The organism is Streptomyces sp. NPDC036813 (assembly GCF_055609245.1).
The window spans coordinates 112,573-138,694 of the sequence record NZ_JBVJPV010000005.1 but is presented as its reverse complement, the minus strand read 5'-3'; the positions used below and the strand labels follow the sequence as shown (position 1 = coordinate 138,694).

The 26,122-nt window shown below is 74.2% G+C and carries 20 protein-coding genes and 1 pseudogene; 8 read left to right on the top strand and 13 right to left on the bottom strand.

Annotation, left to right across the window (positions count from 1 at the left end; genetic code table 11):
• Positions 1-56 precede the first annotated feature (56 nt).
• Complete coding sequence (locus ACZ67Q_RS13115) at positions 57-446, top strand: PPOX class F420-dependent oxidoreductase (protein WP_471180432.1); 390 nt, start codon at positions 57-59, stop codon at positions 444-446.
• An 87-nt stretch (positions 447-533) separates the two neighbouring features.
• On the opposite strand, the gene ACZ67Q_RS13110 is transcribed toward ACZ67Q_RS13115, so the two are convergent.
• The 7 genes from ACZ67Q_RS13110 to ACZ67Q_RS13080 all read right to left on the bottom strand — a co-directional run bounded on the left by ACZ67Q_RS13110 (position 534) and on the right by ACZ67Q_RS13080 (position 10,701).
• Positions 534-3,272, bottom strand: coding sequence for a hypothetical protein (locus ACZ67Q_RS13110; RefSeq protein WP_471181077.1), 2,739 nt, complete (start codon positions 3,270-3,272; stop codon positions 534-536).
• Between the two features lie 305 nt (positions 3,273-3,577).
• Positions 3,578-4,009: a Zn-ribbon domain-containing OB-fold protein gene (locus ACZ67Q_RS13105; protein ID WP_471180429.1), complete on the bottom strand. Its 432-nt coding sequence runs from the start codon at positions 4,007-4,009 to the stop codon at positions 3,578-3,580.
• Between the two features lie 159 nt (positions 4,010-4,168).
• Positions 4,169-4,945 carry a TetR family transcriptional regulator gene (locus tag ACZ67Q_RS13100; protein WP_471180426.1) on the bottom strand — a complete coding sequence of 259 codons (777 nt, stop codon included), beginning with the start codon at positions 4,943-4,945 and terminating at the stop codon, positions 4,169-4,171.
• A gap of 83 nt (positions 4,946-5,028) precedes the next feature.
• A complete protein-coding gene (locus ACZ67Q_RS13095; protein WP_471180423.1) occupies positions 5,029-7,413 on the bottom strand; it encodes a SpoIIE family protein phosphatase in 2,385 nt (794 codons plus the stop codon).
• A gap of 59 nt (positions 7,414-7,472) precedes the next feature.
• Positions 7,473-8,042, bottom strand: a complete 570-nt coding sequence (locus tag ACZ67Q_RS13090; RefSeq protein WP_471180420.1) for an antibiotic biosynthesis monooxygenase — start codon at positions 8,040-8,042, stop codon at positions 7,473-7,475.
• A 1,082-nt stretch (positions 8,043-9,124) separates the two neighbouring features.
• On the bottom strand, positions 9,125-9,490 hold the full coding sequence (locus ACZ67Q_RS13085) for a hypothetical protein (RefSeq protein ID WP_471180418.1): 366 nt from the start codon (positions 9,488-9,490) through the stop codon (positions 9,125-9,127).
• Between the two features lie 293 nt (positions 9,491-9,783).
• Positions 9,784-10,701, bottom strand: a complete 918-nt coding sequence (locus ACZ67Q_RS13080) for a MurR/RpiR family transcriptional regulator (protein WP_471180415.1) — start codon at positions 10,699-10,701, stop codon at positions 9,784-9,786.
• Positions 10,702-10,839: 138 nt separating this feature from the next.
• On the opposite strand from ACZ67Q_RS13080, the gene ACZ67Q_RS13075 reads away from it, so the two are divergent.
• Positions 10,840-11,034 carry a hypothetical protein gene (locus ACZ67Q_RS13075; RefSeq protein WP_471180413.1) on the top strand — a complete coding sequence of 65 codons (195 nt, stop codon included), beginning with the start codon at positions 10,840-10,842 and terminating at the stop codon, positions 11,032-11,034.
• 13 nt (positions 11,035-11,047) lie between these two features.
• Positions 11,048-11,446, top strand: a complete 399-nt coding sequence (locus tag ACZ67Q_RS13070) for a DUF3662 domain-containing protein (protein WP_471180410.1) — start codon at positions 11,048-11,050, stop codon at positions 11,444-11,446.
• A gap of 129 nt (positions 11,447-11,575) precedes the next feature.
• On the opposite strand, the gene ACZ67Q_RS13065 is transcribed toward ACZ67Q_RS13070, so the two are convergent.
• Both ACZ67Q_RS13065 and ACZ67Q_RS13060 read right to left on the bottom strand, forming a co-directional pair.
• Positions 11,576-13,228, bottom strand: coding sequence for an ArnT family glycosyltransferase (locus tag ACZ67Q_RS13065; protein ID WP_471180407.1), 1,653 nt, complete (start codon positions 13,226-13,228; stop codon positions 11,576-11,578).
• A gap of 89 nt (positions 13,229-13,317) precedes the next feature.
• The gene (locus ACZ67Q_RS13060) at positions 13,318-13,962 is read right to left on the bottom strand and encodes a nucleoside/nucleotide kinase family protein (protein ID WP_471180405.1); all 645 of its coding nucleotides are present in this window, start codon (positions 13,960-13,962) and stop codon (positions 13,318-13,320) included.
• 85 nt (positions 13,963-14,047) lie between these two features.
• Between ACZ67Q_RS13060 and ACZ67Q_RS13055 the strand changes: the two genes are divergently transcribed.
• The 3 genes and pseudogenes from ACZ67Q_RS13055 to ACZ67Q_RS13045 all read left to right on the top strand — a co-directional run.
• Positions 14,048-14,788 carry an HAD family hydrolase gene (locus ACZ67Q_RS13055; protein WP_471180402.1) on the top strand — a complete coding sequence of 247 codons (741 nt, stop codon included), beginning with the start codon at positions 14,048-14,050 and terminating at the stop codon, positions 14,786-14,788.
• Entirely contained in the window at positions 14,785-17,127 is a 2,343-nt protein-coding gene (locus tag ACZ67Q_RS13050) for a glycoside hydrolase family 65 protein (protein WP_471180400.1), read from the top strand. The genes ACZ67Q_RS13055 and ACZ67Q_RS13050 overlap by 4 nt, the downstream gene beginning before the upstream one ends.
• 245 nt (positions 17,128-17,372) lie before the next feature.
• Positions 17,373-18,845, top strand: a pseudogene (locus tag ACZ67Q_RS13045) (hypothetical protein); the annotation flags it as partial.
• Here the strand turns inward: ACZ67Q_RS13045 and ACZ67Q_RS13040 are convergent.
• Positions 18,833-19,804: a hypothetical protein gene (locus ACZ67Q_RS13040; RefSeq protein WP_471180398.1), complete on the bottom strand. Its 972-nt coding sequence runs from the start codon at positions 19,802-19,804 to the stop codon at positions 18,833-18,835. The pseudogene ACZ67Q_RS13045 and the gene ACZ67Q_RS13040 sit on opposite strands and share 13 nt — an antisense overlap.
• Before the next feature lie 15 nt (positions 19,805-19,819).
• Complete coding sequence (locus tag ACZ67Q_RS13035; protein WP_471180395.1) at positions 19,820-21,292, bottom strand: APC family permease; 1,473 nt, start codon at positions 21,290-21,292, stop codon at positions 19,820-19,822.
• Positions 21,293-21,617: 325 nt separating this feature from the next.
• Between ACZ67Q_RS13035 and ACZ67Q_RS13030 the strand changes: the two genes are divergently transcribed.
• Positions 21,618-22,094, top strand: coding sequence for a DUF5709 domain-containing protein (locus tag ACZ67Q_RS13030; protein WP_471180392.1), 477 nt, complete (start codon positions 21,618-21,620; stop codon positions 22,092-22,094).
• A 96-nt stretch (positions 22,095-22,190) separates the two neighbouring features.
• Here ACZ67Q_RS13030 and ACZ67Q_RS13025 read toward each other — a convergent pair whose 3' ends face one another.
• Positions 22,191-22,397, bottom strand: coding sequence for a hypothetical protein (locus ACZ67Q_RS13025; protein ID WP_363268192.1), 207 nt, complete (start codon positions 22,395-22,397; stop codon positions 22,191-22,193).
• A 278-nt stretch (positions 22,398-22,675) separates the two neighbouring features.
• Between ACZ67Q_RS13025 and ACZ67Q_RS13020 the strand changes: the two genes are divergently transcribed.
• Positions 22,676-24,991: an MMPL family transporter gene (locus ACZ67Q_RS13020; protein ID WP_471180389.1), complete on the top strand. Its 2,316-nt coding sequence runs from the start codon at positions 22,676-22,678 to the stop codon at positions 24,989-24,991.
• On the opposite strand, the gene ACZ67Q_RS13015 is transcribed toward ACZ67Q_RS13020, so the two are convergent.
• Positions 24,948-26,048 (bottom strand): PP2C family protein-serine/threonine phosphatase, encoded by a 1,101-nt coding sequence (locus ACZ67Q_RS13015; protein WP_471181075.1) that lies wholly within the window; start codon positions 26,046-26,048, stop codon positions 24,948-24,950. The two genes, ACZ67Q_RS13020 and ACZ67Q_RS13015, sit on opposite strands and share 44 nt — an antisense overlap.
• Positions 26,049-26,122: the final 74 nt, after the last annotated feature.

The following is a 26,122-nucleotide window of genomic DNA, read 5'->3' as shown; positions in this document are numbered from 1 at the left end:
GCGTGCCGCACGGCAGCCCCGCCGCCACGGCGAGGAAGGGCCCTACACTGCCCGGCATGGACGACGACACGCCTCTGGACCGGCTCGGCGCGGGCAGCTATCTGCTGCTGACCAGTTTCCGCCGCAACGGCACGCCCGTCCCGACCCCCGTGTGGGTGGTGCGCGACGGCGACGCCCTGGGCGTGTGGACCGTCGCCGGCTCCTACAAGGTCAAGCGGATCAGGGCCCGCGCCGACGTCCTGGTCGGACCGTGCGACGCGCGCGGCAATCCGACGGGGGAGCAGGTGCCGGGCACGGCCGAGATCACGGACGCGGCGACCGCCGGCCGCTACCGGCAGCTGATCGCCCGCAAGTACGGCGTCATCGGCCGCCTCACCCTCCTCGGCAGCCGCATCCGGCGCGGCCACGACGGCACGGTGGGCATCCGGGTGACGCTGAACCCGTGAGCCGGTGAGGTCCCGGCGGGCGGACCCGTCGCCCGTGAGCCCTGGCCGGCCGCACCGCGCGCGGCCGGCCAGGGCGCCTGTCGTCGGCTACGACGCGTCCAGGACCGTCCCGGTCAGCACCGGACCGCCCGGCAGCGGCGTACCCGAGTCGTCCGTGACCGCCAGGCGCACGGACTCGGCGGGCTCGGACACCGTGTCCTTGACGGTGGGCACGGACACCTCCGTGCTCGTTGTGCCCGCCGGCACCGACGCCCACACGCCGAGGTACTCGACCTGGGACAGCGGCCGTTCCGGGTCGGGCTCGGCGCCGGAGGCGTCCCGCAGCCACGCCGGGTCGACGTCCTTGGTGGACAGCTCCGGTCCGCCCGTCACCGGCACCACGGAGAACGACGCGCCGATCTCGGCGTCCGCTGGCTCGGACAGCGTCACCTTCCAGCGCAGCGTCTGACCCTCGGTCACCCGGTCCGCGACCGGGGTCACCGAGATTTTCGGCATCGGGTCGTCGTTCACCGCGGTGACCCCGCCGCGGTGCGATCCGACGACGGTGCCGTGGACCGCCTTGACGACGACGTCGTGCGTCACGTCGTACGCGAAGCGCTTGTTGCCCTTCACCTGGACCGCAACGGCGATGCCGTCGCGGCCCGGACGGACCGTCACCAGCCGGTCCTTGGCCTCACCGGTGACCGGGTCCATGACGTACACGCGCACCTGGCCGCCACCGTGCCCGGACACCCGTACCGGCACCCGGTAGGTGCGTACGCCCGAGTCGCCCTCCTTGACCGACAGCCGGCCGAGGTCGACCCGGGCGAGCGGGGCCTCCCGCACCGCGGGCGTGCCCGGGCGCCAGGCCCAGGCGTCCATCAGCCAGGCCTGACCGGCGCGCGAACGCGGGGTGAGCTCCAGGGACTTGACCTGCCGCAGGTCCACTCCGGCACGGCTCGCGGCCGTGAGCGGGACGCGCAGCTCGCGCGCCCAGTACGAGGCGGTGCGGTCGCTGCCGGGCAGTCCGTCGACGGTGACCCGGCTAAGGACGGCCCGCCGGCCGCGGGTGTCGGTGACGGCGACGTCGAGCTGCGTGCCCCTGCTGTTCGGCGGCACCATGACACGCAGGGCCAGCGACGGCGCACCGGTGAGGGACAGCGGCGCGGCAGGCTGCACACGGGCCGGGATCCCCGGCGCCGACCAGCGCAGCGCCACCGCGCGGCGTCCGCTCTCCCGGCCGGTCTCCCACCGGGCGAAGTGCGGCGAGGCACCGCGGGCGTCCTCGCCCAGGCAGGCGACCGCGGGCCTCGGGTCCACCGCCGAGCACAGCCGGGCGCCGGTCACGCCCACCGTGCCGTCGGGCAGGAATCCGGCGCCGCGCTGCGCGCCCACCGCGTGGGTCAGCACCCGCGCGGGGTCGGCGGACGGCGCCCGCCGCCCGGTGCCGTCGAGCAGCTCGCGCACCCGGTCGTCCCCGGCGACGAACAGCCGGGCCGCCGCCGAGATGTACGTCGAACCGGCCCGGTGCTGCTGGTCGGCCGTCAGCCGGGTGCGGCTGCCCGGCGAGCACACCGGGTCCTTCTGGTCCGGGTCGTCGAAGAAGTCGTCCTCGGCGGGCGCCTGGGCCTTCCCCGGCGTCCACTCGGTGTTGAAGAAGTTGTGGCTGGCGCCGGCCACATAGACGGCGCTGTGCAGCGCGCGGCCGCGGCTGACCCCGCGTGTGCCGTCGACGTACACCTCGCCCTGCAGGTCGGAGACGTCACCGTCGCAGCCCGGCAGGAGCGTGGCCGAGGGCACGTCGGGCACCGGGTTCTGGCCGAAGATCGTCGGACCGATCAGGACCGTGCCCCGCACGTGCCAGCGGACCGGGCCGCGGTAGCCGTCCTGGGCGGCGGGCGGCGGGTAGAGGCTGTCCATCGCGGCGCGGTTGACGCCCTCGCCGCCGCGGGAGTGCCCGACGAGCAGGACCTTCGACAGGTCGGCCTTCGGCGCCTTGCGGACCGCCGCCGGGGCCGCGGCCGGGTGGGCGGCCCAGTCGGCCCAGCGGGCGAGGTGCTGCCGCACCAGCGAGGAGCGGGCCTGTGCGCCGCCGTCCTCGGCCTCCCAGTCCTGGCCGTTGATGCCGTTCGCGGAGATCGACACCGTCACATATCCCTGCGAGGCCAGCAGTTGCTGGTCGCGCAGATAGCCGCGGTAGCTCGGGATGGGCTTGGTGCCGGCCGGGCAGGGCCAGTCGCCGGTCGCGTCCGCGCCCCTGTAGCAGGTGGCGTGGCGGCCGTGCAGGAACAGGGCCAGCGGTCGGGGGCCGCGGGCGGCCGTCGGCGCGACGACGACGGCGCGCATCTCGACCGGCGCCTTGAAACCGGGCAGCCGCACGGACGGCAGGTCGTACTCGCCCGTGGCCGTGCGGTAGGAGCCCGGCGTGCCGGGATCGACGGCGCCCGCGGGCAACGGGGCCGGCGGTCGCGGGGCGGCGAGCGAGCCACGGCGGCCCTGGCGGGTGTGGTCGGCGGGGGCGTCCAGACGGCGTCCGCCGGCCCACACCTGAAGGTCCGTCAGGCGCGCGGCGTCGCCCGCGTCCAGCCTCAGCCGGAAGGTGTGGCCGTCGCGCGCCGCAGCGGGCGCGCCGAGCAGTCTGCCGCCGGCGTGGAACTCCACGCGGGCGTCGCCCATGGGTATCTCGGGCGCCGAACGCCAGACGAGGTGGCGTGCGGTGCCCTCGTCGGTGATCCGCCAGCCGGGCGGAAGGGCGTTCTCGTGCGCCTCTCGTGTGGGTGCGGCGGCGTGTGCCGCCAGTGGCGATGCCGCCGTCATCGCGAGCACCGCCATGGCGGCGATGCCCATGCGCCGGGCCAGTGGCAACCGGGCAGGTGACAATGGTCTCTCCTTACAACCCCGTGCGCGGGCACCCCGTCGGTCCCGGGGGCCCCTCGCGCCTCGGAGGACGGAGAGCGTTGTCTGTGGGTTGTCTGTGAGAGGGACGGGATCAGGTCAACTTCGCACGGATGCGCGGCATCGGCGCACACGCACGGGCGCCTGAGCCGTGGAAGGCGAGCCTTCCGCAGATGGAGGCCTCACCCGGCCGGTTCGTGAGCCGCCGGTCGACCAGGCCGAAGTGGTGGCTCGCCTTACGGAGCGGTGGCGTTCTGTCAGGTCCAAGCCCGGTAGGGCTCGTCGACCAGTTGGAAGACGGGCTCGCCGCGCACCGGGTCCTTGGCGGTCGACAGCCGTACGCGGTCACCGCTGTGGATGCCGATGGGCGGGCCCATCACACGGCCCCGCACGACGAAGCCCTCCGCCATCTCGACCAGGGAGACGTTGCGCGCGGCGGGGGAGTTGCGGTGCACCACCGTGGAGTGGCGGACCGTACCGACACCCTCGCTGCGCTCCGTACGCAGCTCGCTGCCGCGGCAGACGGGACACAGCACCCGGTGGTACATGGCGGTGCCGCACCAGGTGCAGCGCTGGAAGAACAGGGCGTCCCTCGCCTCGGCGGCCCCGAGACTGCCGGCCGGGTGGTCGAGGACGCCCGTCGCGGAGGGGGCTACCGGGGACACGGCGGTTCCTGAGTGGTGGTACACGCGGCTCAACTCCCTGCACTCGGCCGGAATCCGGCGTGCGCGGGGCAGCCCGCACACGCGTGTGCCCGGTTCACGGGGGACCGTGCACACGCTCAGCGTATGGCACTGAGTGCCACACGTAAAGGTACTGCGTACCACGAAAAGGGAACGAAGGCCCGGCTAGCTCCGCCCGAGTGCCGACTCGATCTCCTGCACCACCCGCCACAGCGGGGCGTCCCGCCGGGAGACCACGACCACCACGTCGTCGGCCTGCGCGGCGGCGGGCCGGATCAGGCCGGTGGCGCGGGGCCGGTCCGGTGCGCCGGCCGTGGGCCCGGCCTGCCCGCCGAAGGCCTCCTGCACATAGCGCAGGGCATGGTCCAAGGTGGCGCTCGCGTCACCCTTGCCGTCCGAGCGCAGCCACGAGCGCAGCGCGTTGTTGTGCGCCGCCACCACGGCGGCCGCGATCACGTCCGCCCGCAGGATGCCGTCCGGCCGGCCGGCGAAGCGCCCGCGCAGATACTCCGCGAGGGCCCGCTCGTAGCGCCACACCACGGACAGTTCGTAGGCGCGCAGGCCCGGCACCTGCTTGGTGAGCCGGTAGCGCTGCACGGAGAAGGCCGGATTCTCGGCGTACAGCCCCAGCACCAGCCGGGCCGCGTCGCACACCCGCCGCACCGGCTCGTCGCCCTCCTCGCTCGCCGCGAGGAACGCCGTCATGTCCGCCAGGCAGCGCTCGTGGTCGGGGAAGACCACGTCCTCCTTGGACGGGAAGTAGCGGAAGAACGACCGCCGTCCGACACCGGCCAGCGTCACGATGTCGTCCACGGTGGTCTGTTCATAACCGCGTTCGAGGAACAGCCGGAAGGCGGCCGCGACGAGCGCCTCCCGCATCGGCGGCCGCGCGCCGGCCTCCGCCCTTTCCTCACGTCCGGAGGCGGCACTACTGGAACTCATGCACGGAACGTAACACCTGGGCGGCCATCTTGGCACTCAGTACCCTCAATGCAGGGTACTGAGTGCCGTGCGCCTCCCCGAGCTCAGTCGGAGTCTTCCGGCACCCGGATGTCGACCACGCACACGTCGTCCCGCCGTTCGCCTTCCAGCAGGGCGGCCAGCAGCGGCGCGAGCGTGCCGGCGGGAGTCGGCGCCGCCGTCTCGAGCGCCGCCGCGAACCGGCCGATTCCCAGGTCGATGCACTCGCCCGGCCGCTCGACCAGCCCGTCGGTGTACAGCACCAGCCGGTCACCCGGCCGCAGCCGGCACTCGGCCTCCTCGTAGTACGGCGTGTCGGTGGCCCCGAGCAGCATGCCCGCGGGCCGCTCCAGGGGGTGCGCCCGGCCGTCGCGCAGCAGCATCGGCGGCGGATGTCCGGCCTGCGCCCACACCAGACGATGGCCCTCGGCCCGGTACCGGGCGAGGATAAGGGTGGCGGTGCCGTGCGGATCGCGGGAGTGCAGCAGCAGCCGGTTGAGCCGGGCGAGCGCCCCCGTCAGCGACGACCCCGTACTGATCATGCCCTTGGCGGTGAAGCGCAGTTGCGCCATGGTGGCCACGGCGTCGATGCCGTGCCCGGCGACGTCGCCGACGACGAACAGCGCGTCACCGTCGGGCAGTTCGATGGCGCTGAACCAGTCGCCGCCGACGCTGAGCCCCGACTGCGCGGGCAGGTACGCGATCTCGACACGCAGCCCGGCGAGATCGACCGGGGTGCGCGGCAGGGGCAGCAGGGCGTGCTGCAGCCGGGTGGCGAGGGCCCGCTCGGCCTGCAGCACACCGTGCTGTGTCAGCATCGCCCGCTCGCTCTCCACCAGAGCGAGCTCGGCGTTGCGCCGCGCGGAGAGGTCCTGCACGAAGCCGTGCACCTCCACGGGGACGCCGCTGCTGTCGGCCACCGCCTCGGCGACCACCCGCAGATGCCGTATCCCGTCTGGCGTGCGCACCCGGAACGGCACGTCGAAGCGCTGCCCGTCCCGCAGCAGCTGCCCGACCGCTCCGGCCAGCGCGGGCATGTCCTCGGGCACGGCCAGCGAGGGCAGCTCGGCCAGCCGCACCGGCCCGCGCGCGGGGTCCCGGCCGAGCACGGTGAAGGTCTGCGCGGACCAGGTCGCCTCGTGCGTGACCAGGTTCCAGTTGGCCCATCCCAGGTTGCCCAGCCGCTGCACGTCCGCGAGCCGCTGCTCCTGCCGGTCGGAGGGGTCGTGCCGGACCCAATTCACGACCAGCCCCGCGCCCAGGCGGGCCACCCGCGGGGCGGACGTGACCAGTTCGGCGACGCCGCCCGCCACCACGCGGTGGGCGAGCGGTTCGCCCTCGTACGGCTCGCCGGTGGCCAGCACCCGCAGACAGCCCTGCCACAGCTGCTCACCGGCCACGCTCGGCCGGTACTCCAGCAGCCGCAGACCGACCAGCTCGCGTCCGGTGCGCCCGACGGCGTCGACCGCGTGCGGCGTGGCGGCGTCGATACGGAAGTCCTCGACCTCGCCCGACGCCGAGCGCAGCGGGGTCAGCAGCAGCGCCGCGCCCGGCAGCGTCTCGAACACGCCCTGGACCACGTCGGCGGCCGCGTCGACGGAGGGTTCGCGGGGGGCGTCCAGCGACCGCAGCCGGCCGGCGCACAGCCGGGCGACCGCCCGCATATGGGCCCGGTCGGCGTCGCTGAACGGGCCGGCGCGTCCGCACAGGACGCCGATCACCACGTCCGCCCGGCCGCCGACCGGCACCGGCAGCCAGGCGCGCGTCGGCCACCGCTCGGGAGGGTCACCGATGAGCAGATGGGTGTGGCCGGCCGTCTCGATGTCCTCCAGCCACTGTTCCTGCTGCGCCTCCAGGCTGTCCCCTGCGGCCACTCCGCGCAGCGGTGGCACATGATGCCACTGGGTGGCGGTGAGCTCGTCCAGGCCGGCCTGCCCGATCAGCTCCAGACCGCCGGCGTGCAGCCGCTGGTAGATCATGATCGCGGTGGCGTCCACGCGACGCCGCAACTGCCGGAGCAGCACCGCGGCGAGCCCCTGCGGGCTGTGCACGCGCAGCAGGGCGCGGCCGAGCCGGGCCAGCGCGGCGGCGTCGTCGTGCAGCGCCGGCGGCTCCTCCGAGGTCTCGGCGAGGTGGGTCCCGGCGCCGGACCGCCTGATCTGCGAGGGGGGCGGCGGCGGTGCCGCGAGGGTGCCGAGCGTGATCCAGCACTCCTCCAGCAGGGTGCGCTCGGCGGCCTTGGCCCGGTACAGCAGTTCCTCGTAGGCCGTCTCCGGGGAACAGCCGGTCAGCGCCATGACAGCACCCTTGGCCCGCTCCAGCACCGCCGAGGTCGCGGCCATGTCGTGCAGCCGGTCCATTTCGGCACGCTGACGGGCCACGACCCGGCTCAGCGCCGCCAGGTCGGGCACGTTTCCGGACTCCGCGGGGAGGGCCGGTTCGCTCGTCACGCCTCGAGCATTGCACAGGAGGGGTGCTTCGCTCGCGGTCTGGGGCGACCTGATCGCCGTCACCGGTCCGGCGGGGGGTACAGCCACAGTCGCAGCACCCGGCTGAGCAGGGGCATCACCAGGTACGTCAGCACCGGGAGCAGCACCAAGGGGAAGACGGCGGCGCGCAGCGGCAGGGGCCAGGCCGCGGTGCGCGGGGACACCAGCCACTGGATCAGCAGCGTGAAGGGGTAGGCGCCGAGGAACGTGGTGAGCACCATCTTCCAGCGGGGCGGGGACTGCACGCTGGTGCCGGGCAGGCGGAACCACGTCTCCAGGCCGGTGGTGGACTGCCGTTCGCTGCTGACCTCGGTGGCGATGCTCTCGATCCGCTCGTGCCAGCCGGCGCGCTCGTCGGAACGCAGCCAGGCGCCGAGCCGGTCGGTGTCGCTGAAGCGCAGCACGGCGTGGAAGCGGTGCCCGCCGTCCGCGGGCCGCAGCCAGGCGACGCCCTCGTTGCCGGGGAACTGCCGGGCGCAGTGGGAGACCCCCCGCGTCCACTCCTCGAACTCCTGCTCGTGCCCGGGCCGCACCTGCCAGGTCAACACGGTGGTGACGGGTTCCGGACGCCGCCCGTGGGGGGCACTCATGGTCGTCGCCGCTCGCGGTGGGTACCTCATGGTCCCCCCGTGTCCCACGCCTGGCCCCACCCATGCGCGCCACGGGTCGCCCCGCGCATGCCCGTACGGCGCCGCGCCCGGTGACGGGCGGCACCCCGAAGGCCCCGGTGCGGCCGTCCAGCGCGGCTCGAGCGGATGCCGCGCTCGGTGCGCCACGCGAGGCTGCCGTACGGCGTCGGTGCCCGCCTCGGAAGGCGGTGCCGCGCGCGGGCACCGTGTCGCCCGGGGGAGAGCGCGCAGCGGCGGAGCCGCCTGTACCCCGGGCGCGCGGCGCACCCGGGGGCGTGCGGGCCGCACAACGGGGTGCGCGGCGGCCTCGCCCGGGCGGGCCGCACGGCCGGGGTGCGTGGCGAATTCGCCCGGGGCGGGCCGCGCGCGGGGCCGCCAGGGACCCTTGCCCGGGGCGGGCGGGGCGTACGGCGAGGGCGGTCGGCCGGACCCGGGGTGGCGGCCGTCCGCCAGGCCGCCTGGGCTGATCCGCCGGCGGGGCACCAGGCCGGGGCACCGTGGGGCCACCCGGCGCACTTGCCGGCGGAGCGGGTCGTAGGGCGAGGCCGCCCGGCCGGACCCTGGCCCGGCCGCACGCCGCGCCACCGGGGCCGTCACGTCGGCGGGCGGGGAGGCTGTATGCCGGGGCCGTGCGGGTTGTTCCTCGGCGGGCGGCCAGATCCGCGCGTCGGGGTCATGTGGGCCGCTGCGTCGGCGAGCGCTCGGCCCGCACGCCGCGCCCCCCGGGCCGTTCCGTCGGCGGCCGCTCAGGCTGTACGCCCGGGCCGCGTGGGTTGTTCCATCGGCGGGCGCCCGAACCGCGCGCCGGGGTCACGCGGGCCACTGCGTCGGCGAGCGCTCAGGCCGTACGCCGCGCCACCCGGCCCGTTCACGTCGGCGGGCGTATAGACCGCGCGCCGCGGTCGCGGGCCGAGGTCGCCGGGACCCCGAGGCGGATACCGGTCGAACCGCAAGGCGGGGGCCGGTCGGGTCGCGAGGCAGTGGTCGGTCGGGCCGCGAGGCCGGGTCGGCCGGGGCCGCGCACCGGGGGTGGAGCCTATGTGTCAGCGCGGGCCCGTCAGGGCCTCCGTGACCGCGCGGACGCTGCGGGCGATGTGCTGCAGTTGCAGGACCTCCGCCGCGTACAGCTTGATCGTGTGCTCGATGACCGACTCCGGCAGGCCGAGCCGGGGCAGGTCGGCGCGGGCGGTCTGCAGCGCGGTGCGCGCGACGCGGATCTCCTGCTGGACCTGGAGCTGCGCGTGCCGGGCGAGCAGCACCGGGTGCCGGATCAGCGCCGGGTAGCCGGCGTAACGCGCCGGCACCAGTTCCCGCAGCCACCGCACGGCCGAGCGCTCCCAGTCGTAGGAGCCGGGGGTCTTCACCTGGCACGGCCAGTCCGGGCTGATGCGCGTCGTCGTCAGGGCCATGATCGTCGCTTCCGGCGTCGGGTGCGGTGGTTCGAGGGGTGGGGCGGCCCCGGCCTAGGGGATGACCGGGGCCACCACGGGCGCTCGCACAGGTGAGACGCCCGACCGGACTGCCCCTCGCCGTCGCGGGTAGGGGACGGCGGCGGAGGGGGCGGTGTACGGCCCCGAGCAGTATTTATATATGCCGTCCTCTTTGCAAGACGTATGAAAACATTCATGCGTGCTTTACGACGAGTCCTCCTGCTGTGCGCCGGTATGAGTCCGGCCCACCCGGGCCACGGGACCGCCGCGGTTCAGTCCCGCAGGAAGAAGTGATGCTCCTCGGCGACCTGCTCGTACTCCTCCAGGCGGCCCTGCGTCCGCTCCGGACCGGCGTCGGTCATGGCCTGCAGCAGCGCGGCGGCCATCACCCCGGGCGCCGCGTAGGAGTCGAACACGAGCCGCGAGCCCGTCCCGGTCGCGAAGGTGACGTCGGCCTCGTCCACCACCGGCCCGAGTGCCAGGTCGGTGATCAGGGCGACCTTCAGCCCGGCGCGCCGCGCCACGCGCACCGCCGTGAGCGTCTCCTGCGCGTGCCGGGGCATGGAGAACGCCAGCACCCAGGTGCCGCCGGCCTCCCGGGACTGCAGCAGCGCGTCGTATGCGACGCTCCCGCCCAGCGTCACCAGCCGCACGTCCGGATGGATACGCCGGGCCGCGTAGGCGAAGTACTCGGCGAGCGAGGAGGAGATGCGCAGCCCGAGCACGGTGAGCGGTGCGGACTCCGACAGCCTGCGGCCGACCTCGATCACCTGGTCGGGGTCGGCGAAGTCGCGGCGCAGATTCTCCAGGTTCTCGATCTCGGCGTCGACCGCGGCCTGCAGCTCGTTGCTGCGGTTCACCTCGGCGGGGCCGCCGGCCAGCGTGCCGAGCGCGATCGTCTGCAGCCGCTCCCGTAGCGCGGGGTAACCGCTGAAGCCCACCGCGGCCGCGAACCGCGTCACCGACGGCTGGCTGACCCCGGCCCGCTCGGCGAGATCGGTGATCGACAAGAAGGCGGCCTCGGTGATGTGCTCGATCAGGTACTGCGCGATGCGCCGCTGCCCCGGCGACAGCCGCGGCTGGTCGAAGAGCGCCCTGAGCTGCGAAGTCGGGGACGCCTCCACCTCCGGCGCGGTCTTGCCGGACGTGATCGCCGATGCCTGTGCGCGTGCCTGCTGCGGCGATGGCACGGGTGCGCCTCCTTTGTCTCCCACAGTGCTTCAACATAGCTCACTCACCGTGGTGAACAGGGCGGATGGATAGGCCGGCGCCCGCCGGGAACCCGACGCGGGACATGATCCGCGACGACACGTCAGGAGCAGTACGCGATGACCGTCCCCGAGGAGAACCGGGCGAAGACCGACACCACCGACGACACCCTCAAGGCGCGGGGCGCGGCCCAGCAGGCGAACGGGCCCGGGGAACAGCGCAGCACGACGAGGGACCAGGGCGCGAGCGGGCGCACCCTGCGCGAGGCGTTGGAGGAGGCCCAGGTGCGGCCGGACGACTTCGAGGAGAAGTGAGGGGGCGGACTCCATGGGAGCCCTCAGCGGGCTGGAACGCGCCCTGGAGCAGCGCTGGGAGGCGCTGTGGGAACGCGTCGTCGGCCGGGAACCGGTCGAACTGCTCGCGGCCCTGCGCCGCGAGTGCGACGAGCACGCCGTCGTGTGCAGCGAGAACCTCGTCGTGGTGCCCAACGCCTACGACGTCGAGCTCGACGCCTCCGTCCACGACGAGCTGAGCCGCCACGGCAGCCGGGTCGGCCAGGACCTCACCGACAGCCTGGTCCGGCACGCGGAACGCAAGGGCTACGCCTGGGCGGGCCCCCTGACCGTGCACATCACCCGCTCCCGCGAGGTGCCCAACGGCCGCTACCGGGTCGCCAGCACGGTGATGCGGCACGTCAGCGCCGAGGGGTTCGAGTCGGCGCACTAGTTCCCGAGGCGGCGAACCGGTTGCCAGGCGGCGCACGGGTTTCGAGGCGGCGCGCGGCTTTCGGGGCGCGGCGCACCGGTTGTGCAGCCGGCGCACCGGTCGAGGCGGGCGCGCCCCGGTGGGGCCGCCCTACCGCCGGAACAAGGTGATGGAATGGCCGACCTCGTCGACCGGCCGCACGCCGGCGACGAGTGCGGCCAGCCGGCCCCGCGCCTTGGCGAGCGCGGAGTCGGACACCACCAGCAGCCCGTGCACGTCCCCGGCGGGCACCCGCAGCGGATTCGCCGCGTGGATGCCGTAGGCGGAGGGCACGCCGCTGCCCTTGTAGACGAGCCACACCCGCTCCCCGGGGTAGCGCTCGTGCAGGTGGTGGGCGAGCCGGCCCAGGTCCTGCCCCCAGTCGACGTTGGAGTCGTGCAGCCGCAGATGCGTCCGCGCGGGACCGCCGAACGCCTCGTTGGAGTACGGCAGGTAGTACGGGAAGGCCCGCACCGAGCTGACCGCGACGCACAGCACCAGCACGGCGGTCACGGCCGGCGCCCACCGCCGGCGCAGCACCGTCGCGCAGCCCGCGGCCACCGCGAGGAACACCGGCACGAACAGGGCGTACCGCGTGCCGAGGTCCCGCGACCCCGTCATCGCCGCCGCGAGCAGCACGGCCGTGGGCAGCAGCAGATACGGCGCCGCAGCCCGCAGGCGCCGCACCGACAGCCCGACCATGCCGGCGACCCACAGGACGAGCATGCCGAGCGGCGTCTTCACCAGCAGCGCGGCCGGCAGGTAGTACCAGAGCGAGCCGGTGTAGAGGCGCCCGAACAAGAACCCCTGCCAGGGCTGGTTCTCGAAGGCGAACTGCATGCGCAGCCCGTCCCGGTAGGCCTGCGGCAGAGGCAGCAGCCGCACCAGCAGCCCGCGCAGCCCGTGGACCACCGGCACCGGCTGCTCCGGCGACCACCGCAGTCGCGGATCGACCACCAGATACGCCGCCCACACGACCGCCACGGCGGTCACGGCCACGACCAGCGCCCCGCCCGCCGCCCTCAGCAGCCGGTCCCGCCGCCCGTGCGCCCCGCACGCGTGCCACGCCGACACCGCGGCCAGGACCACCAGCACCGGTACGGCCGGAAGCGACGACGCCTTGGTCGCCAGCGCCGCGCCCAGGGCCGCACCGGCCGGCGGCAGACAGCGCCGGGGCCGCTGCCGGGCGCGCCACAGCAGCCACACCGACGTCAGCAGGAACCCGGCCGCCGGCGCGTCCAGCGTGGCGAGCGAGCCGTGCGCGATCACGTCGGGCGAGAAGGCGTACATCCCGAGCGCCACCAGACCGGCCGCCGGGCCGGCGAGATCCCGGGCGAACGCGAAGGCCACCAGGCCGAAGAGCAGCGTCAGCACGATCACCGGCAGCCGCGCCCAGAACATCAGCCGCCAGGGATCGTTCCCCGACCCGTACAGCAGGTGCTGCCCGACCCGCTGCTGGGTGCCGGTGAACGAGGCGTCGTAGCGCGGCCCGGCGGCCGCCACGCCCACGGCGGTCACCAGCTTGCCGAGCGGCGGATGCTCGGGGTTGATCTCCAGGCAGTGCTCGTGCAGATAGACGGCCGCCGCGCCGACGTAGACGGGCTCGTCGACGGTCGGTGTCTGCTGCACGGCCGTGGTGACCATCGCGACGGCCATCTGCCCGAGCAGCACGACCACGACCAGCGGCACCAGCCATCGCCGCCCGCGCCGCCCGTCCTCCCGCACGGGCGTCTCACGCACCCGCTGCCGCTCGCTCGTCGCCATGTGCCGCCCCGCGCGGGCGCCACCCCCTCAGGAGCCGTACGCCGGACCTTCCGCCGCGCCCAGAGGTACGGCCCGAGGGCCGCCGCGGTTCAGCCTTCCAGGCACGTCATCGCGATCACGAGGTCCGCCCGGTCCCGGGTGGCCGCCACCAGGTCGGCGTTGCGCTGGTCCGTGCCCCGCACCCAGGCCACCGCCTCCTCGTGGCCCTTGCCGAACTCCTCGTGCCGGGCGACCAGGCGGCGCACCCGCTCCGGCTCGGGCACCTCGCAGAACCACACCTCGTCCAGCGCGGCCCGTACCCGCTCCCACCCACCGGTCCGGAGCAGCAGGTAGTTGCCCTCCGTCACCACCAGCCGGGCGGCCGGCGGGACGGGAATCGCACCGGCGAGGGGCTGTTCCAGGACCCGCTCGAAACCCGGCGCGTACACGACGTCCTCGTCCTCGTCCCGCAGACGGCGCAGCAGCGCCGCGTACCCGGCCGCGTCGAACGTGTCCGGCGCACCCTTGCGGTCCCTCCGGCCCAGGCGGTCCAGCTCGACGTCGGCGAGGTGGAAGCCGTCCATGGGCACGTGCACCGCCCACGGCTCGCCCGCCCCGTTCAGCGCCCGCACCAGCCGCTCGGCGAGGGTCGTCTTGCCCGCGCCGGGGCTGCCCGCGATGCCGAGCACCGCGCGCGTGCCCGAGGGCCCGACGAGAGAGCGGGCCCGGGTCAGCAGATCGTCGAAGGTCGGCACGCAGCGAAGTGTGCCATCCCCTCGAATGGCGCCCTGTGGCGTGGGACACCCCGTAGGAGCCGCCGTGTGGGGAACGGTGTCAGGTATGACGACGGATCTCGGTCTGCCCGACAACATCCAGGCCTGCCTCTTCGACCTCGACGGGGTCGTCACCAAGACGGCCGTGGTGCACGCGGCCGCCTGGAAGGAGACGTTCGACGCGTTCCTGCGGCAACGGCAGGGCGCGGACGCCGAGCCGTTCAGCGACGACGACTACGACCAGTATGTCGACGGCAGGCCCCGCGCCGACGGCGTGCGCACCTTCCTCGCCTCCCGCGACATCCACCTGCCCGAGGGCTCGCCCACGGACCCGCCGGACGCCGAGACCGTGCACGGCCTCGGCAACCGCAAGAACGAGCTGCTGCTGGAGAAGATCCGCACCCAGGGCGTCGAACCCTACGACGGCACGCTGCGCTACATCGAGGCCGTCCGGGGCAAGGGCCTGCGCACCGCCATCGTGTCGTCCAGCGCCAACACCCTGGACGTCCTGAAGTCCATCGACGCCGAGCGGCTCTTCGACGTGCGCATCGACGGGGTCGTCGCCGTCGAGCGCGGTCTGCCCGGCAAGCCGCGCCCCGACACCTTCCTCGCCGCGGCCGCAGACCTCGGCGTCGAGGCGGGTCACGCCGCCGTCTTCGAGGACGCCCTGGCCGGCATGGACGCCGGCCGTGCGGGCAGGTTCGGATACGTCGTCGGAGTCGACCGCGTGGGGCAGACCGACGCGCTGTACGCGCACGGCGCGGACCGCGTCGTCAAGGACCTCGCGGAGCTGGGAGGGCAGGCGTGATCACCGAGCGGTCGTACACCGTCGAGCCGTGGGCCGTACGCGAGACCTCCCTCGACCTCGACCTCCTCGCACAGAGCGAGTCCGTCTTCGCGCTGTCCAACGGCCATGTCGGCTGGCGCGGCAACCTCGACGAGGGCGAACCGCACGGTCTGCCAGGCGCCTACCTCAACGGCGTGTACGAGCTGCACCCGCTGCCGTACGCCGAGGCCGGCTACGGCTACCCGGAGTCCGGTCAGACCGCCATCAACGTCACCAACGGCAAGGTGCTGCGGCTGCTCGTCGACGACGAGCCCTTCGACCTGCGCTACGGCCGGCTCGTCTCCCACGAGCGCAAGCTCGACCTGCGCCGGGGCGTGCTGGAACGCGTCTGCGAGTGGACCTCCCCGGCCGGCACGACCATCCGGGTGCGCTCCACCCGCCTGGTCTCCCTCACCCAGCGGGCGATCGCCGCCGTCGCCTACGAGGTGGAGCCGGTCGGCAGCCGGGCCCGGGTGGTGATCCAGTCGGAGCTGGTCGCCAACGAGAGCCTGCCCGACCCGAACGGCGACCCGCGCGCCGCCCGCGCCCTGAAGTCGCCGCTGGAGCCGGAGGAGGACATGGCGGCCGGCCCCCGGCTGCGCCTCGTGCACCGCACCCGGCGCAGCGGCCTGCGCGTGGCCGTGGCCGCCGACCACCGCGTCCAGGGCCCCGAACGCACCACCACCAGCAGCGAGTCCAACGTCGACGTGGCCCGGTACACCGTCACCTCCGTGCTGGAGCCGGGGCAGCGGCTGCGGGTGGAGAAGCTGGTCGCGCACGGCTGGTCCGGCGCCCGCTCCCGGCCCGCGATGAGCGACCAGGTCGAGGCCGCCCTCGCGGCCGCAGACCACAGCGGCTGGCAGGGCCTGCTGGACGACCAGCGCGCCTATCTGGACGACTTCTGGGCGGCCGCCGACGTGGAGGTCGACGGCGACGAGGAGATCCAGCAGGCCGTCCGCTTCGCCCTCTTCCACGTCCTGCAGGCCGGCGCCCGCGCCGAGCAGCGCGCCATCCCCGCCAAGGGCCTGACCGGGTCCGGCTACGACGGCCACGCCTTCTGGGACACCGAGATGTTCGTCCTGCCGCTGCTCACCTACACGGCGCCCGGCGCCGTCTCCGAGGCGCTGCGCTGGCGGCAGAACACCCTGGACGCGGCCCGCGAGCGCGCCGCCCAACTCGGCCTGCGCGGCGCCGCGTTCCCGTGGCGGACCATCGAGGGCCAGGAGGGCTCCGCGTACTGGCCGGCCGGCACGGCCGCCTTCCACGTCAACGCCGACATCGCGGACGCCGTCGTGCGGTACGTGGCGGCCACCGGCGACATCGCCTTCGAACGGGAGACCGGACTCGAACTGCTCGTGGAGACGGCCCGGTTGTGGCGCTCCCTCGGCCACCACGACGCCAGCGGCGCCTTCCACATCGACGGTGTCACCGGACCCGACGAGTACAGCGCGGTGTGCGACGACAACACCTACACCAACCTCATGGCCCGGCAGAACCTGCTGGCTGCCGCCGACGCCGCCGAACGCCACCGTGAGCAGGCCGCCCGCCTCGGCGTGGACGACGAGGAGACGGCCACCTGGCGGGACGCCGCCGCGGCGATGAACATCCCCTACAACGACGAGCTGGGCGTGCACGAGCAGCACGCGGGCTTCACCCGCTACCAGCGCTGGGACTTCGCCGGCACCCGGCCCGACCAGTACCCGCTGATGCTGCACTTCCCCTACTTCGACCTGTACCGCAAGCAGGTCATCAAGCAGGCCGACCTGGTGCTGGCCATGTACACCTGCGACAGCTTCTTCGACGAGGAGCACGTCGCCCGCAACTTCGCCTACTACGAGCCGCTGACCGTCCGCGACTCCTCCCTGTCGGCGTGCGTGCAGGCCGTCGTCGCCGCCCGCGCCGGCCACCTGCGCCTCGCCTACGACTACACGGCCGAGGCCGCGCTGATGGACCTGGCCGACCTGGAGCACAACACCCGCGACGGACTGCACATCGCCTCCCTGGCCGGCACCTGGACGGCCCTGGTCGCCGGTTTCGGCGGTATGCGGCGCGACGGCTCGAGCCTGCGCTTCGCGCCCCGCCTGCCGGAGCACTTCAGCCGGCTCGCCTTCCACCTGCGGCTGCGCGAGAGCTGCCTGCGCGTGGAGATCGGCCCGGAGAAGGCCGTTTACACACTGCTGTCGGGGCCGCCGCTGACGATCCGGCACCACGGCGAGGAGGTGACCCTGTCCACCGACAGCCCCGCCGTACGCCCCGTCCCGCCCGCCCCGCAGCGCCCGGACCCGGAGCAGCCCCCGCACCGCGCCCCGAACGCACGCTAGAGCGCCGCGGACGCGGGAGCAGACCGGCGAGACGGCAGCGCTTCGGACGCGGGCGCTCAGACCGGCGACGGCAGCGCTTCGGACGCGGCGCACAGACCAGGGCCGCGGCGCAGTGCGCCGTCCTCCGCCCGGCCGCGCTCCGCGGGCCCCGGGCGGCGCCGCCGGTTACGTTGGCGCTGATCACCGCAGGCGCGGCCGGCTGCCCGGTTCGCGCGCGGACCAGCGACCGCAGGGAAGGGCCGGCGATGGCCGACAGCGCGCACCGCACCCGCGTCGGCCCGCGGCCCGCCCGGCGACCCGTAGCCTCCTCCGCCCGGCCCGCGCCCACCCGGACCGGCGGTGCGCTCGCCGTCGTGGCCGGTCTGTTCACACTCGCCCAACTGCTGCTCGTCCACCCGTCGATGGGCCTCGGCTGGGACGAGACCGTCTACGTCAGCCAGGTCTCCGGCCACGCCCCGGCGTCGTACTTCAGCGCGCCACGCGCGCGTGGCGTCAGCCTGCTGGTGGCGCCCCTCGCGTCCTGGTCGTCGTCCACCCCGCTGCTGCGCGGGTACCTCGCCGTGCTGTCGGGCCTCGCCCTGTACCTCGCGCTGCGCGCCTGGCGGGGCATGTTCCCCGTCCGCGTGCTCGCCACCGCCGGGGCCCTGTTCGCCACCTTGTGGGTCACGCTCTTCTACGCCCCGCAGGCCATGCCCAACTACTGGGTCGCCGTCGGTGCCCTGGCCTGCACCGGCTGCTTCCTGCGGGGGTGGCGCAACCCGGCCGACCGGTGGGCCCTGGGCGGCATCGCGGCAGCGGCCGCGCTCATGGCGCTGATGCGGCCCACCGACGCCGTCTGGACCACCGCCCCGCTGCTCGTCCTCGCGGCCGCGAAACGGCGGTGGCGACCGCTCGTCGCCCTGCTGTCGGGCCTCGCGGCCGGTGCCGCGCCATGGGTGGTCGAGGCATTCGCCGACTACGGCGGCCTCGCCCGCCGCCTCGCCGACGGCTCCCGCCTCCAGGGCGGCCTCGGCCTGCACTTCGCCGTCGACGACCAGCTGCGCAGCCTGGACGGACGCACCCTGTGCCGCCCCTGCGACGTACCCGCCCCGCACCCGGCGGTGATCCTGTGGTGGTGCGCCCTGCCGCTGCTGGCCGCGGCCGGCCTGGCCGTCGCCGTCCGGGCCGGGCGCACCCTGCCCACACTGCTCCCACTGGCGTGCGCGGTCACCGCCGCCGTGCCCTACCTGTTCCTCATCGCGTACGCCGCCCCCCGCTTCCTGCTCCCGGCGTACGCCCTGCTGTCCCTGCCCGTGGCCGACGCCCTGCTGGCCTCGGTGACCGGCCCGCGAGGGCGCCCGCGCCCGCTGCTCACGGCCGCCGCGGTCCTCGTGCTCGCCGGGCATCTGGCGGTGCAGTACAGCGTCCTGAGCCACACCGTGCGGCGCACCACCGCGCAGCACCGGGCCTGGGCCCGCACCGCCGCCGAGCTGCACCGGCTCGGGGTACGCCCCCCTTGCCTGGTCACCGGCCACGAGGCCCTGCCGATCGCCTACTACGCCGGCTGTGCCTCGGCCGCCACCTCGGGCCCCAACGCGAACGCCACCGCGGCCGGCATCACCCGCACCGCGCACCGCGTCCCGACCGCCCACCTCACCGCGCCGGACGGCGCACCCGCCGACTACGCGTGCACCTGGCAGCCGTACCGCTTCAGCACGCTGCGGATCTACGTGGCGCCTTGGCCCACCACCCCCAGTTCGCGCCGCCACCGGGTGATCTGGCGGGCCGGATCCCCGGTGCACGACCACGGCGTGCGGGTCGCGCGGCGGCCCACCAGCGCGAGCAGCGCGGTGGCGATGTCCGCGCACCCGGCGAGGCACGCCGCATGGGCGAGATGGTGCACGTCCCGCAGCTCGGCCGGCGCCACGGGGCCCTCCCCGCGCTCGGCGATCCAGCGCTGGTGGCTGCGCCGCACGTCGGCGACCGCGCCGGGGTGGCTCCAGTGCTCACCGAAGGCGACGGCGGCCGTCCGGCCGGGGGCCGCGTCCAGGGCGTAGCGGTACTCCTCCACGCGCGCGTACTGCACCAGCACCGGCAGCGCGCAGCCCGGCGGCGCCGCCCCGGCGGCGTCGCGGGCGAAGTCGTACATCAGACCGTGGCTGCCGTGCCAGCGTGCCGAGTAGTAGCGCAGCACCTGAAGGTGCCCCTCCACGCTGTACGGGTCGCGCCGGTGCAGCTCGTCCCACCACCGGGCCAGCTCCCGCCGCCGCACCCCGGACGGGTACAGCCGGGCCACCGAGACGAGCGAGACCCACGGCGTCGGGTCCTGCGGGCGGGCCTCGGCCGCCGCGTGGCAGGCCGACACCGCCGCGTCGACGCGCCGCTGCTCGATCGGCACGCCGCGTCCGGCGGCGATGGCCAGGTTGAAGGCCCGTGTCGTCTCCGTCGCGGCCCGCAGCACCAGGGCGTCGGCGCTGCGCGGCTCGGCGGCCAGCCAGGTCTCCACCGTCGAACGGTCCGCGCAGGCCTGTGCCAGCAGCCGCACCCGGTGGCCGCGCACCGCCCAGTTGGGGCCGGTGGCGCGCAGCAGTGCGCGCAGCCCCTGCCAGCGGCCGATGACGACGTCCTGGCGTGCGGAGGTCAGGGCGGCGTCGCCGCAGTCGGGGTCGAAGTCGGGTGTGAAACGTTCCCGCGCCATCGTCGCGCCTGCCCCTCAGAAATCGGTGGGGAGGCCCTCGTAACCGCCCGGCGCCAGGGCCGGGCCGGCGGCCGGGACGTAGTCGGTCTCCACCGTGCGCGAGGCGTCGAGCTTCGCCGGCCGGTAGTACTCGCTGCCCCGCCGCCAGTACCGCAGCATCGGCACCAGACCGGCCGCGAGCCCGCCCAGCCCGATCGCGACCGCCGCCCCGCTCAGCTCGGCCAGCGACTCGGCGAAGACCCAGAACATGAACACCGCCCCGAGGAGCGGCCACAGCCCGTTCAGCAGGAAGGCGCCCGGCGACGACAGCAGCGTCCGGCGGTAGGCGACGACGACCGCCACGCCGGCGAGGCCGTAGTACACGGCGATCTGCAGGCCGATGGCGCGGATGGCGTCGGCGAGGATCTCACCCACCGTGCCGAGCGCCGTGGACGCGACGAACAGGGCCAGCGCCACCGCGCCCACCACGGTGATCGCCACCCACGGCGTGTTCCAGCGGGGGTGCACGAGGCCCAGCGCCGCAGGCATCGTGCGGTCCCGGCCCATCGCGAACAGCGAGCGCGTGACCTGGATCAGCGTCGTCTCCAGCGTCGCGATGGTGGACAGCATCACCGCGACCGTCAGCAGCTTTCCGCCCCAGCCGGGCCAGATCACCTCGCCCAGCGCGGCCGGCACGTCGGCGCCGTGCGCGGCGATCTGCTCCGGGGTGAGGAGCGTGTTCACCAGGACGGTGAACACCTCGAACAGCACGAACACCACGCCCAGCCCGATCAGCCCCGCCGGGCCGGCCGTACGGCGGCTGTTGCGGGTCTCCTCACTGAGGTTGCTGGTGACGTCCCAGCCCCAGTAGGAGAACGCGGCCACCAACGCGCCCGAGGCGAACCCGGACACGCCGTCGAAGTGGCCGAGACCGAACCACGACCAGTCGAAGGACCGCACGTGGCCGGAATGCCCCAGCGCGAGCACCGCGAACAACACCAGGACCATCAACTCCACGCCCGACAGGAGCAGTTGGGCCCGGGCGGTGAGGCGGGCGCCGCCGAGCACCACACCCAGCATCAGCAGGAACCAGCCCGCGCCGACCAGCGTGGACAGTGTGGTGTCGTCCGCGAGGCCCGGGTCGAACAGGGCCAGCGTCAGGGACCCGGCGGGCAGCGAACCGGCCACCATGAACAGCGTCGCCGACACCACCAGCGCCCAGCCGCTGAGGAATCCGAGAAAGGGATGCAGCGTGCGGCCCACCCACGAGTAGCCGGCGCCCGCGTTGGCGTCGAGGCGGCCGAGCCGGCTGAACGCCAGGGCGATGCCGAGCATCGGTATCGCGCAGTACAGCAGAGCGGCCGGGCTCGCCAGCCCCACCGCGCCGACCAGGACCGCGGTCGTGGCGGCCAGCGAGTACGCCGGCGCGCTGCCCGCGACCGCCATCACCACGGTGTCCAACATGCCCAGGGCGCCTGCCTGCAGCCCTCTGCCGCCGCTGTTGCTCATGGTCGCTGCCTTCGTTCGTGCCGGCGCGCGGGGGAACCGGCACCGGCGACGTGGGGGGTGGGGGGTGCCGCCACGGCCCCGTGGGGAGGCCCCGGGGCGCGGCGACCGCGCAGCCGGCGGGAAGGTACGCCGCTGCGTGGACGGACGGTCACGCGGAGTGTGCGAGTGATGATAGCCCCACCGCTCGACGCGGAACGACGCGCTCCCAGGGGCGTACGAGGTCTCCAGGCCAAGGGGGTTGGACCCGCCCGAACGGGAAACGCGGAAGACGGAAAACACGCACACGCACATCACGAGGCGACAGGCGCACCCAAGGGAGGCAGCCATGGGCACCCGCCCCGAACCGATGGCCGACGACGCCTACCAGCCCACCGGAAGCAACGAGGAGCAGGAGGACGCCGCGCCCCTGGACATGCAGGACGCCGTCGGCGAACGCACCTATGACGACACCCTGGACGAGGGCTACTCGCCCCCGGAGAAACCGCTCGGCGTCACCAAGTACGGCACCACCGCCGCCGAGCAGCACGACGGGGAGACCCTCGACCAGCGGCTCGCCCAGGAGCAGCCGGACGTGCAGCCGCCCCCCGGCGACGACATCGGCGACCTGCCCGGCGGTGAGGGCGAACCCGTCGACCCGCAGGCCGGAGCGGAACGCGCCGGACGTCTCGTCGCACCCGACGAGGGCGTGCGGCCCGACACGGAGAAGGACGCCGTCGCCGCGGACAAGGGCATCGACGCGGGCGCGGCCGGCGCGGAGGAGGCCGCCATGCACGTCGTCGACGACGACCTGACGCAGCCGTAGCCGACGCCCGTCCTCTCAGGGACACACATGGGGCGGTCTCCTCGACGGCGAGGAGACCGCCCCACGGCACGGTCCCGGCTCGAAGCGCCCGGCCCGTCAGGGCAGCAGCTTGTCCAGCGCGGCGGGGCCCTCCCGGTCCAGCTTGCGCTTGGCCCACTCCAGGTTGCGCGGAGTGATGTCCCGGCCCGCGGCCAGCACGACGTCCTCCGCGGAGACGTCGGTACCGGTACGGGCGTGCAGCAGGCTGTCGGGAGTGGCCCGGTCCTCGGACGGCTTGGACGCCTCGGGCTGTGGTGTCGGCATGGCAGTGCTCCCTCCGGTCCGGACGGCTGCGGCGACCCGGTGCGCGCAACCGGTCCACTCTCACCATTCATCCATCCGGCGCACCCTGCATCCGGACGGCACGGGCACGCGCGCCGCAGCCGTGTGTCGTGCCGCCGGAGTACCGCGGTGCCGCCCCGCGTAACCTCCCGCCGGCGATCGCCCGGGATGCCGGGCCCCGGGCCCCGACGTCTAATGGGAAAGGTCGAACGGGAGAGGTTGAGCACCCCACCCTGCGCACGCCAGGAAGGGCCGGGCCCATGCCACGCACCCGGGAACGCACAGGTGGACACCACGGCGCCGCCGGGGACGGCACCAGGGCCACGGGGGGCCTGCGGAGACTGGGGGAGTGGTGCGCGAGGCACTCCGTCGTCGTGATCGTGGCGTGGCTGGTCGCCCTCGCCGCCCTCCAGGTCCTCAACCGGAACTTCGGCGGGGAGTACTCCGACAACTTCTCCCTGCCCGGCGTGCAGTCGCAGCAGGGCCTGGCCGTCCTCAAACAGCACGATCCCGCGGCCGGCGGCTACGGCAGCCAGATCGTCATGCACGACGGCAGCAAGGCACTGACCGCGCTGGGTTCGCAGATGTCCACGACCGTCGCGGACCTGCAGAAGATGCCGCACGTGCTGTCCGCCCAGAACCCGCTCACCGCTCCCGGCTCCACCCAGGGCAAGCCCGCGCCGAGCAGTGTCGGCCCGCTGTCCAGCGACGGACACACCGCCTACATCACCGTCCGCTTCGACGTGCAGCCCTCGACCCTCGGCGACAGCTATCTCAACGGCGTGGACAAGGCCGTGCAGCCGCTGCGCTCGGCCGGCGCGCAGGTCGAGTACGGCGGGCCCCTCGGTGAACTCGCCCGGCCCGCCGCCGACGACCGGGTCAGCGAGCTCATCGGCTTCGCCGTGGCCATCGTCGTGCTGCTGGTCGGCTTCGGCAGCGTCATCGCCGCAGGCATGCCCCTGGTCACCGCGCTCATCAGCGTCATCGGCGGCCTGGCCTGCCTCGGCCTGCTCGCCGCCGCTTTCACCTTCGCCACCGTCTCCCCGACCCTGGCCACGATGATCGGCCTGGGCGTCGGCATCGACTACGCGCTGTTCCTGATCACCCGGCACCGGCAGCACCTCATGGACGGCGACGATCCCGTGCGCGCCGCCGGCGCGGCCGCGACGACGAGCGGACGGGCCGTACTGGTCTCCGGCACCACCGTCATCATCGCGCTGGCCGGCCTGTTCGCCTCGGGTGTGAACTTCATCGGACTGCTGGGCCTGGCCGCCGCCGTCACCGTCGTCTCCGCCGTCCTCGGAGCGCTCACCCTCGTGCCCGCGATACTCGGGCTGACCGGCAGACGCATCGACCGCTACAAGGTGCGCCGCCCGGTCGCCGAGACCGACGCGGAGCCGGGCGCGACACCGCACGGCACCTGGCACCGGTACGCACAGCGCGTGGAACGCAGACCCTGGCGCTACCTGATCGCGGGCGTGGTGACCGTCGTGGTCCTCGCCATCCCGGTCTTCTCCATCCAGCTCGGCCACATCGGCGACGGCGCCGATCCGACCTCGTTCACCGACCGGCGCGCCTACGACCTGATGACCGACGCCTTCGGGCCGGGCTCCAACGGCCCCCTGACAGTCGTCATCGACCAGAGCACGGTCCCCTCCAGCCAGCGCTCCGCGCTGGCCTCCACGGCGCAGAAGACCCTGAACGCCGTACCGGGCGCCGCCACCGTCACACCGCTGACGGCCACCAAGGACGGGGACGTCCTGATCTCCACGGTCTACTCCAAGTACTCGCCGCAGAACGCCCGGACCACCGACCTGACCAACCGCCTGGTGGACCACACCCTGCCCGACGCCGTCTCCGGCACCGCGGCGAAGGGCTACGTCACCGGCACCACCGCCACCCAGGTCGACTTCCGCGACATCGTCGCCAGCAGGCTGGCGCTGATCATCGGCGTGGTCGTCGCCCTGGCCTTCCTGATCATCCTCGCCGTCTTCCGCGGACTGCTCGTCGCCGTCAAGGCCGCCGTGCTCAACGTCCTGTCCATCGCCGCCTCCTACGGCGTGGTCGTCGCCGTCTTCCAGTGGGGCTGGGGCGGCCCGGCGCTCGGCGTCTCGGGCAAGGTGCCCATCGAGAGCTATGTGCCGATGATGATGTTCGCGATCATCTTCGGACTGAGCATGGACTACGAGATCTTCCTGCTCTCCCGCGTCCACGAGGCGTGGGTGCACACCGGGGACGCGAAAGCGGCGGTCGCGCACGCCCTGGAGATCACCGCACGGGTGATCACCTGCGCGGCACTGATCATGGTGAGTGTGTTCGCCGCCTTCATCGTCAGCGACAACATCGTCGTGAAGATGCTGGGCCTGGGCCTCGCCGTCAGCGTGCTCATCGACGCCACCGTGGTGCGACTGCTGATGGTGCCCGCGGTGATGACCCTGCTCGGCCGGCACGCCTGGTGGACGCCCCGCTGGCTGGACCGGGCCATGCCGCACATCGACGCCGAGGGCGAGCCGGCCGAACAGCAGGCCGGCGTCAGCGGGCGTCCGGCGGCATCGGCGCGAGGACGAGCATCGTGACGTCGTCGCGGATCTCGGGGCAGAACCGTACGAGATCGGCCCAGATCAGCCCCGGCAGGGTGTCCGGACCGGCGTCGGCGAAACCCGCCAGCCGCTCCTGGAGCGGATAGAACGCACCGGCCTCGTCCCGCGCCTCCAGCACCCCGTCCGAGGCCAGCAGCAGCCGGTCGCCGGGCAGCAGCGGCACCGCGGCCCCGGCCTCCGGACGGGTGTCGGCCAGCCCCAGGCCGAGCGGCGTCCACGGCTTGACCGGCACCTCGCTGACCGTGCCGCCGCGCAGCAGCACGGGCGCCGGATGCCCGCAGGAGACGACGCGGACCGCCCGTGTGTCCGGCACGAACTCCAGCAGCACGGCCGTCGCGAACAACTCCGCGTGCTCCGTGCGCGCCGAGTCCACCACCAGCCGCCGGTCCAGGCGGGCGGCGACCGACTCCACGTCCGCCTCGTCGAGCACCGCCTCGCGGAAGGCGCCCAGCACGGAGGCCACCGTCGCGACGGCCGACAGCCCGTGCCCCTGCACATCACCGAGGACGGCCCGGACACCGTACGGACCGCTGCGGACGTCGAAGAAGTCGCCCCCGACCAGCGTGCCGCGCTCCGCCGCCCGGTACAGCCCCGCACAGCGCACCCGCCCCACCCGCTCCGGCACCGGCGGCACGACGGCGCGCTGCGCGGCCTCGGCGACCGTGCGCTCCAGGTCCAGCTGCGCGTCGCGGCGGCTGCGCACGAAGGACACGAAAATGCTCAGCGCCGAGACGAAGGCGAGGGTGAGCAGGTCGGTGTTGCCGGGGCGGTTGAGGTGGAAGACGGGGACGTTGAGCACGGCGAGGGCGGCGCCGCCCAGCAGGGCCGTGGCCAGGGGCCCGTACGACAGCACGGCCAGCGGCGGGATCGCGCCCAGCAGGAAGCCGATGTCCTGGGCCTCGGGAGTGACGAGCGTGGCCACGCACACGCCGGCGACCAGCAGCACCGGCAGCACGCGCACCCAAACAGGCGGCGGCGCACCGCGCAGCCAGCCCCGCCGGTCCTGCTCCCGGCCCGCCCCCACATCACGCAGCCTCGCCACACCCCCACGCTCCTACGACCCTCCGCGTCCCGCACCCCGGGTCCGGCCCGCGTGGCGTTGTCAGT

What these genes read in the sequence shown, in the direction of transcription:
- ACZ67Q_RS13115 (WP_471180432.1), top strand. Translation starts at nt 57, where the DNA reads ATGGACGACGACACGCCTCTGGACCGGCTCGGCGCGGGCAGCTATCTG.
- ACZ67Q_RS13110 (WP_471181077.1), bottom strand. Translation starts at nt 3,272, where the DNA reads ATGGGCATCGCCGCCATGGCGGTGCTCGCGATGACGGCGGCATCGCCA.
- ACZ67Q_RS13100 (WP_471180426.1), bottom strand. Translation starts at nt 4,945, where the DNA reads ATGAGTTCCAGTAGTGCCGCCTCCGGACGTGAGGAAAGGGCGGAGGCC.
- ACZ67Q_RS13090 (WP_471180420.1), bottom strand. Translation starts at nt 8,042, where the DNA reads ATGAGTGCCCCCCACGGGCGGCGTCCGGAACCCGTCACCACCGTGTTG.
- ACZ67Q_RS13085 (WP_471180418.1), bottom strand. Translation starts at nt 9,490, where the DNA reads ATGGCCCTGACGACGACGCGCATCAGCCCGGACTGGCCGTGCCAGGTG.
- ACZ67Q_RS13075 (WP_471180413.1), top strand. Translation starts at nt 10,840, where the DNA reads ATGACCGTCCCCGAGGAGAACCGGGCGAAGACCGACACCACCGACGAC.
- ACZ67Q_RS13070 (WP_471180410.1), top strand. Translation starts at nt 11,048, where the DNA reads ATGGGAGCCCTCAGCGGGCTGGAACGCGCCCTGGAGCAGCGCTGGGAG.
- ACZ67Q_RS13065 (WP_471180407.1), bottom strand. Translation starts at nt 13,228, where the DNA reads ATGGCGACGAGCGAGCGGCAGCGGGTGCGTGAGACGCCCGTGCGGGAG.
- ACZ67Q_RS13055 (WP_471180402.1), top strand. Translation starts at nt 14,048, where the DNA reads ATGACGACGGATCTCGGTCTGCCCGACAACATCCAGGCCTGCCTCTTC.
- ACZ67Q_RS13040 (WP_471180398.1), bottom strand. Translation starts at nt 19,804, where the DNA reads ATGGCGCGGGAACGTTTCACACCCGACTTCGACCCCGACTGCGGCGAC.
- ACZ67Q_RS13035 (WP_471180395.1), bottom strand. Translation starts at nt 21,292, where the DNA reads ATGAGCAACAGCGGCGGCAGAGGGCTGCAGGCAGGCGCCCTGGGCATG.
- ACZ67Q_RS13030 (WP_471180392.1), top strand. Translation starts at nt 21,618, where the DNA reads ATGGGCACCCGCCCCGAACCGATGGCCGACGACGCCTACCAGCCCACC.
- ACZ67Q_RS13025 (WP_363268192.1), bottom strand. Translation starts at nt 22,397, where the DNA reads ATGCCGACACCACAGCCCGAGGCGTCCAAGCCGTCCGAGGACCGGGCC.
- ACZ67Q_RS13020 (WP_471180389.1), top strand. Translation starts at nt 22,676, where the DNA reads ATGCCACGCACCCGGGAACGCACAGGTGGACACCACGGCGCCGCCGGG.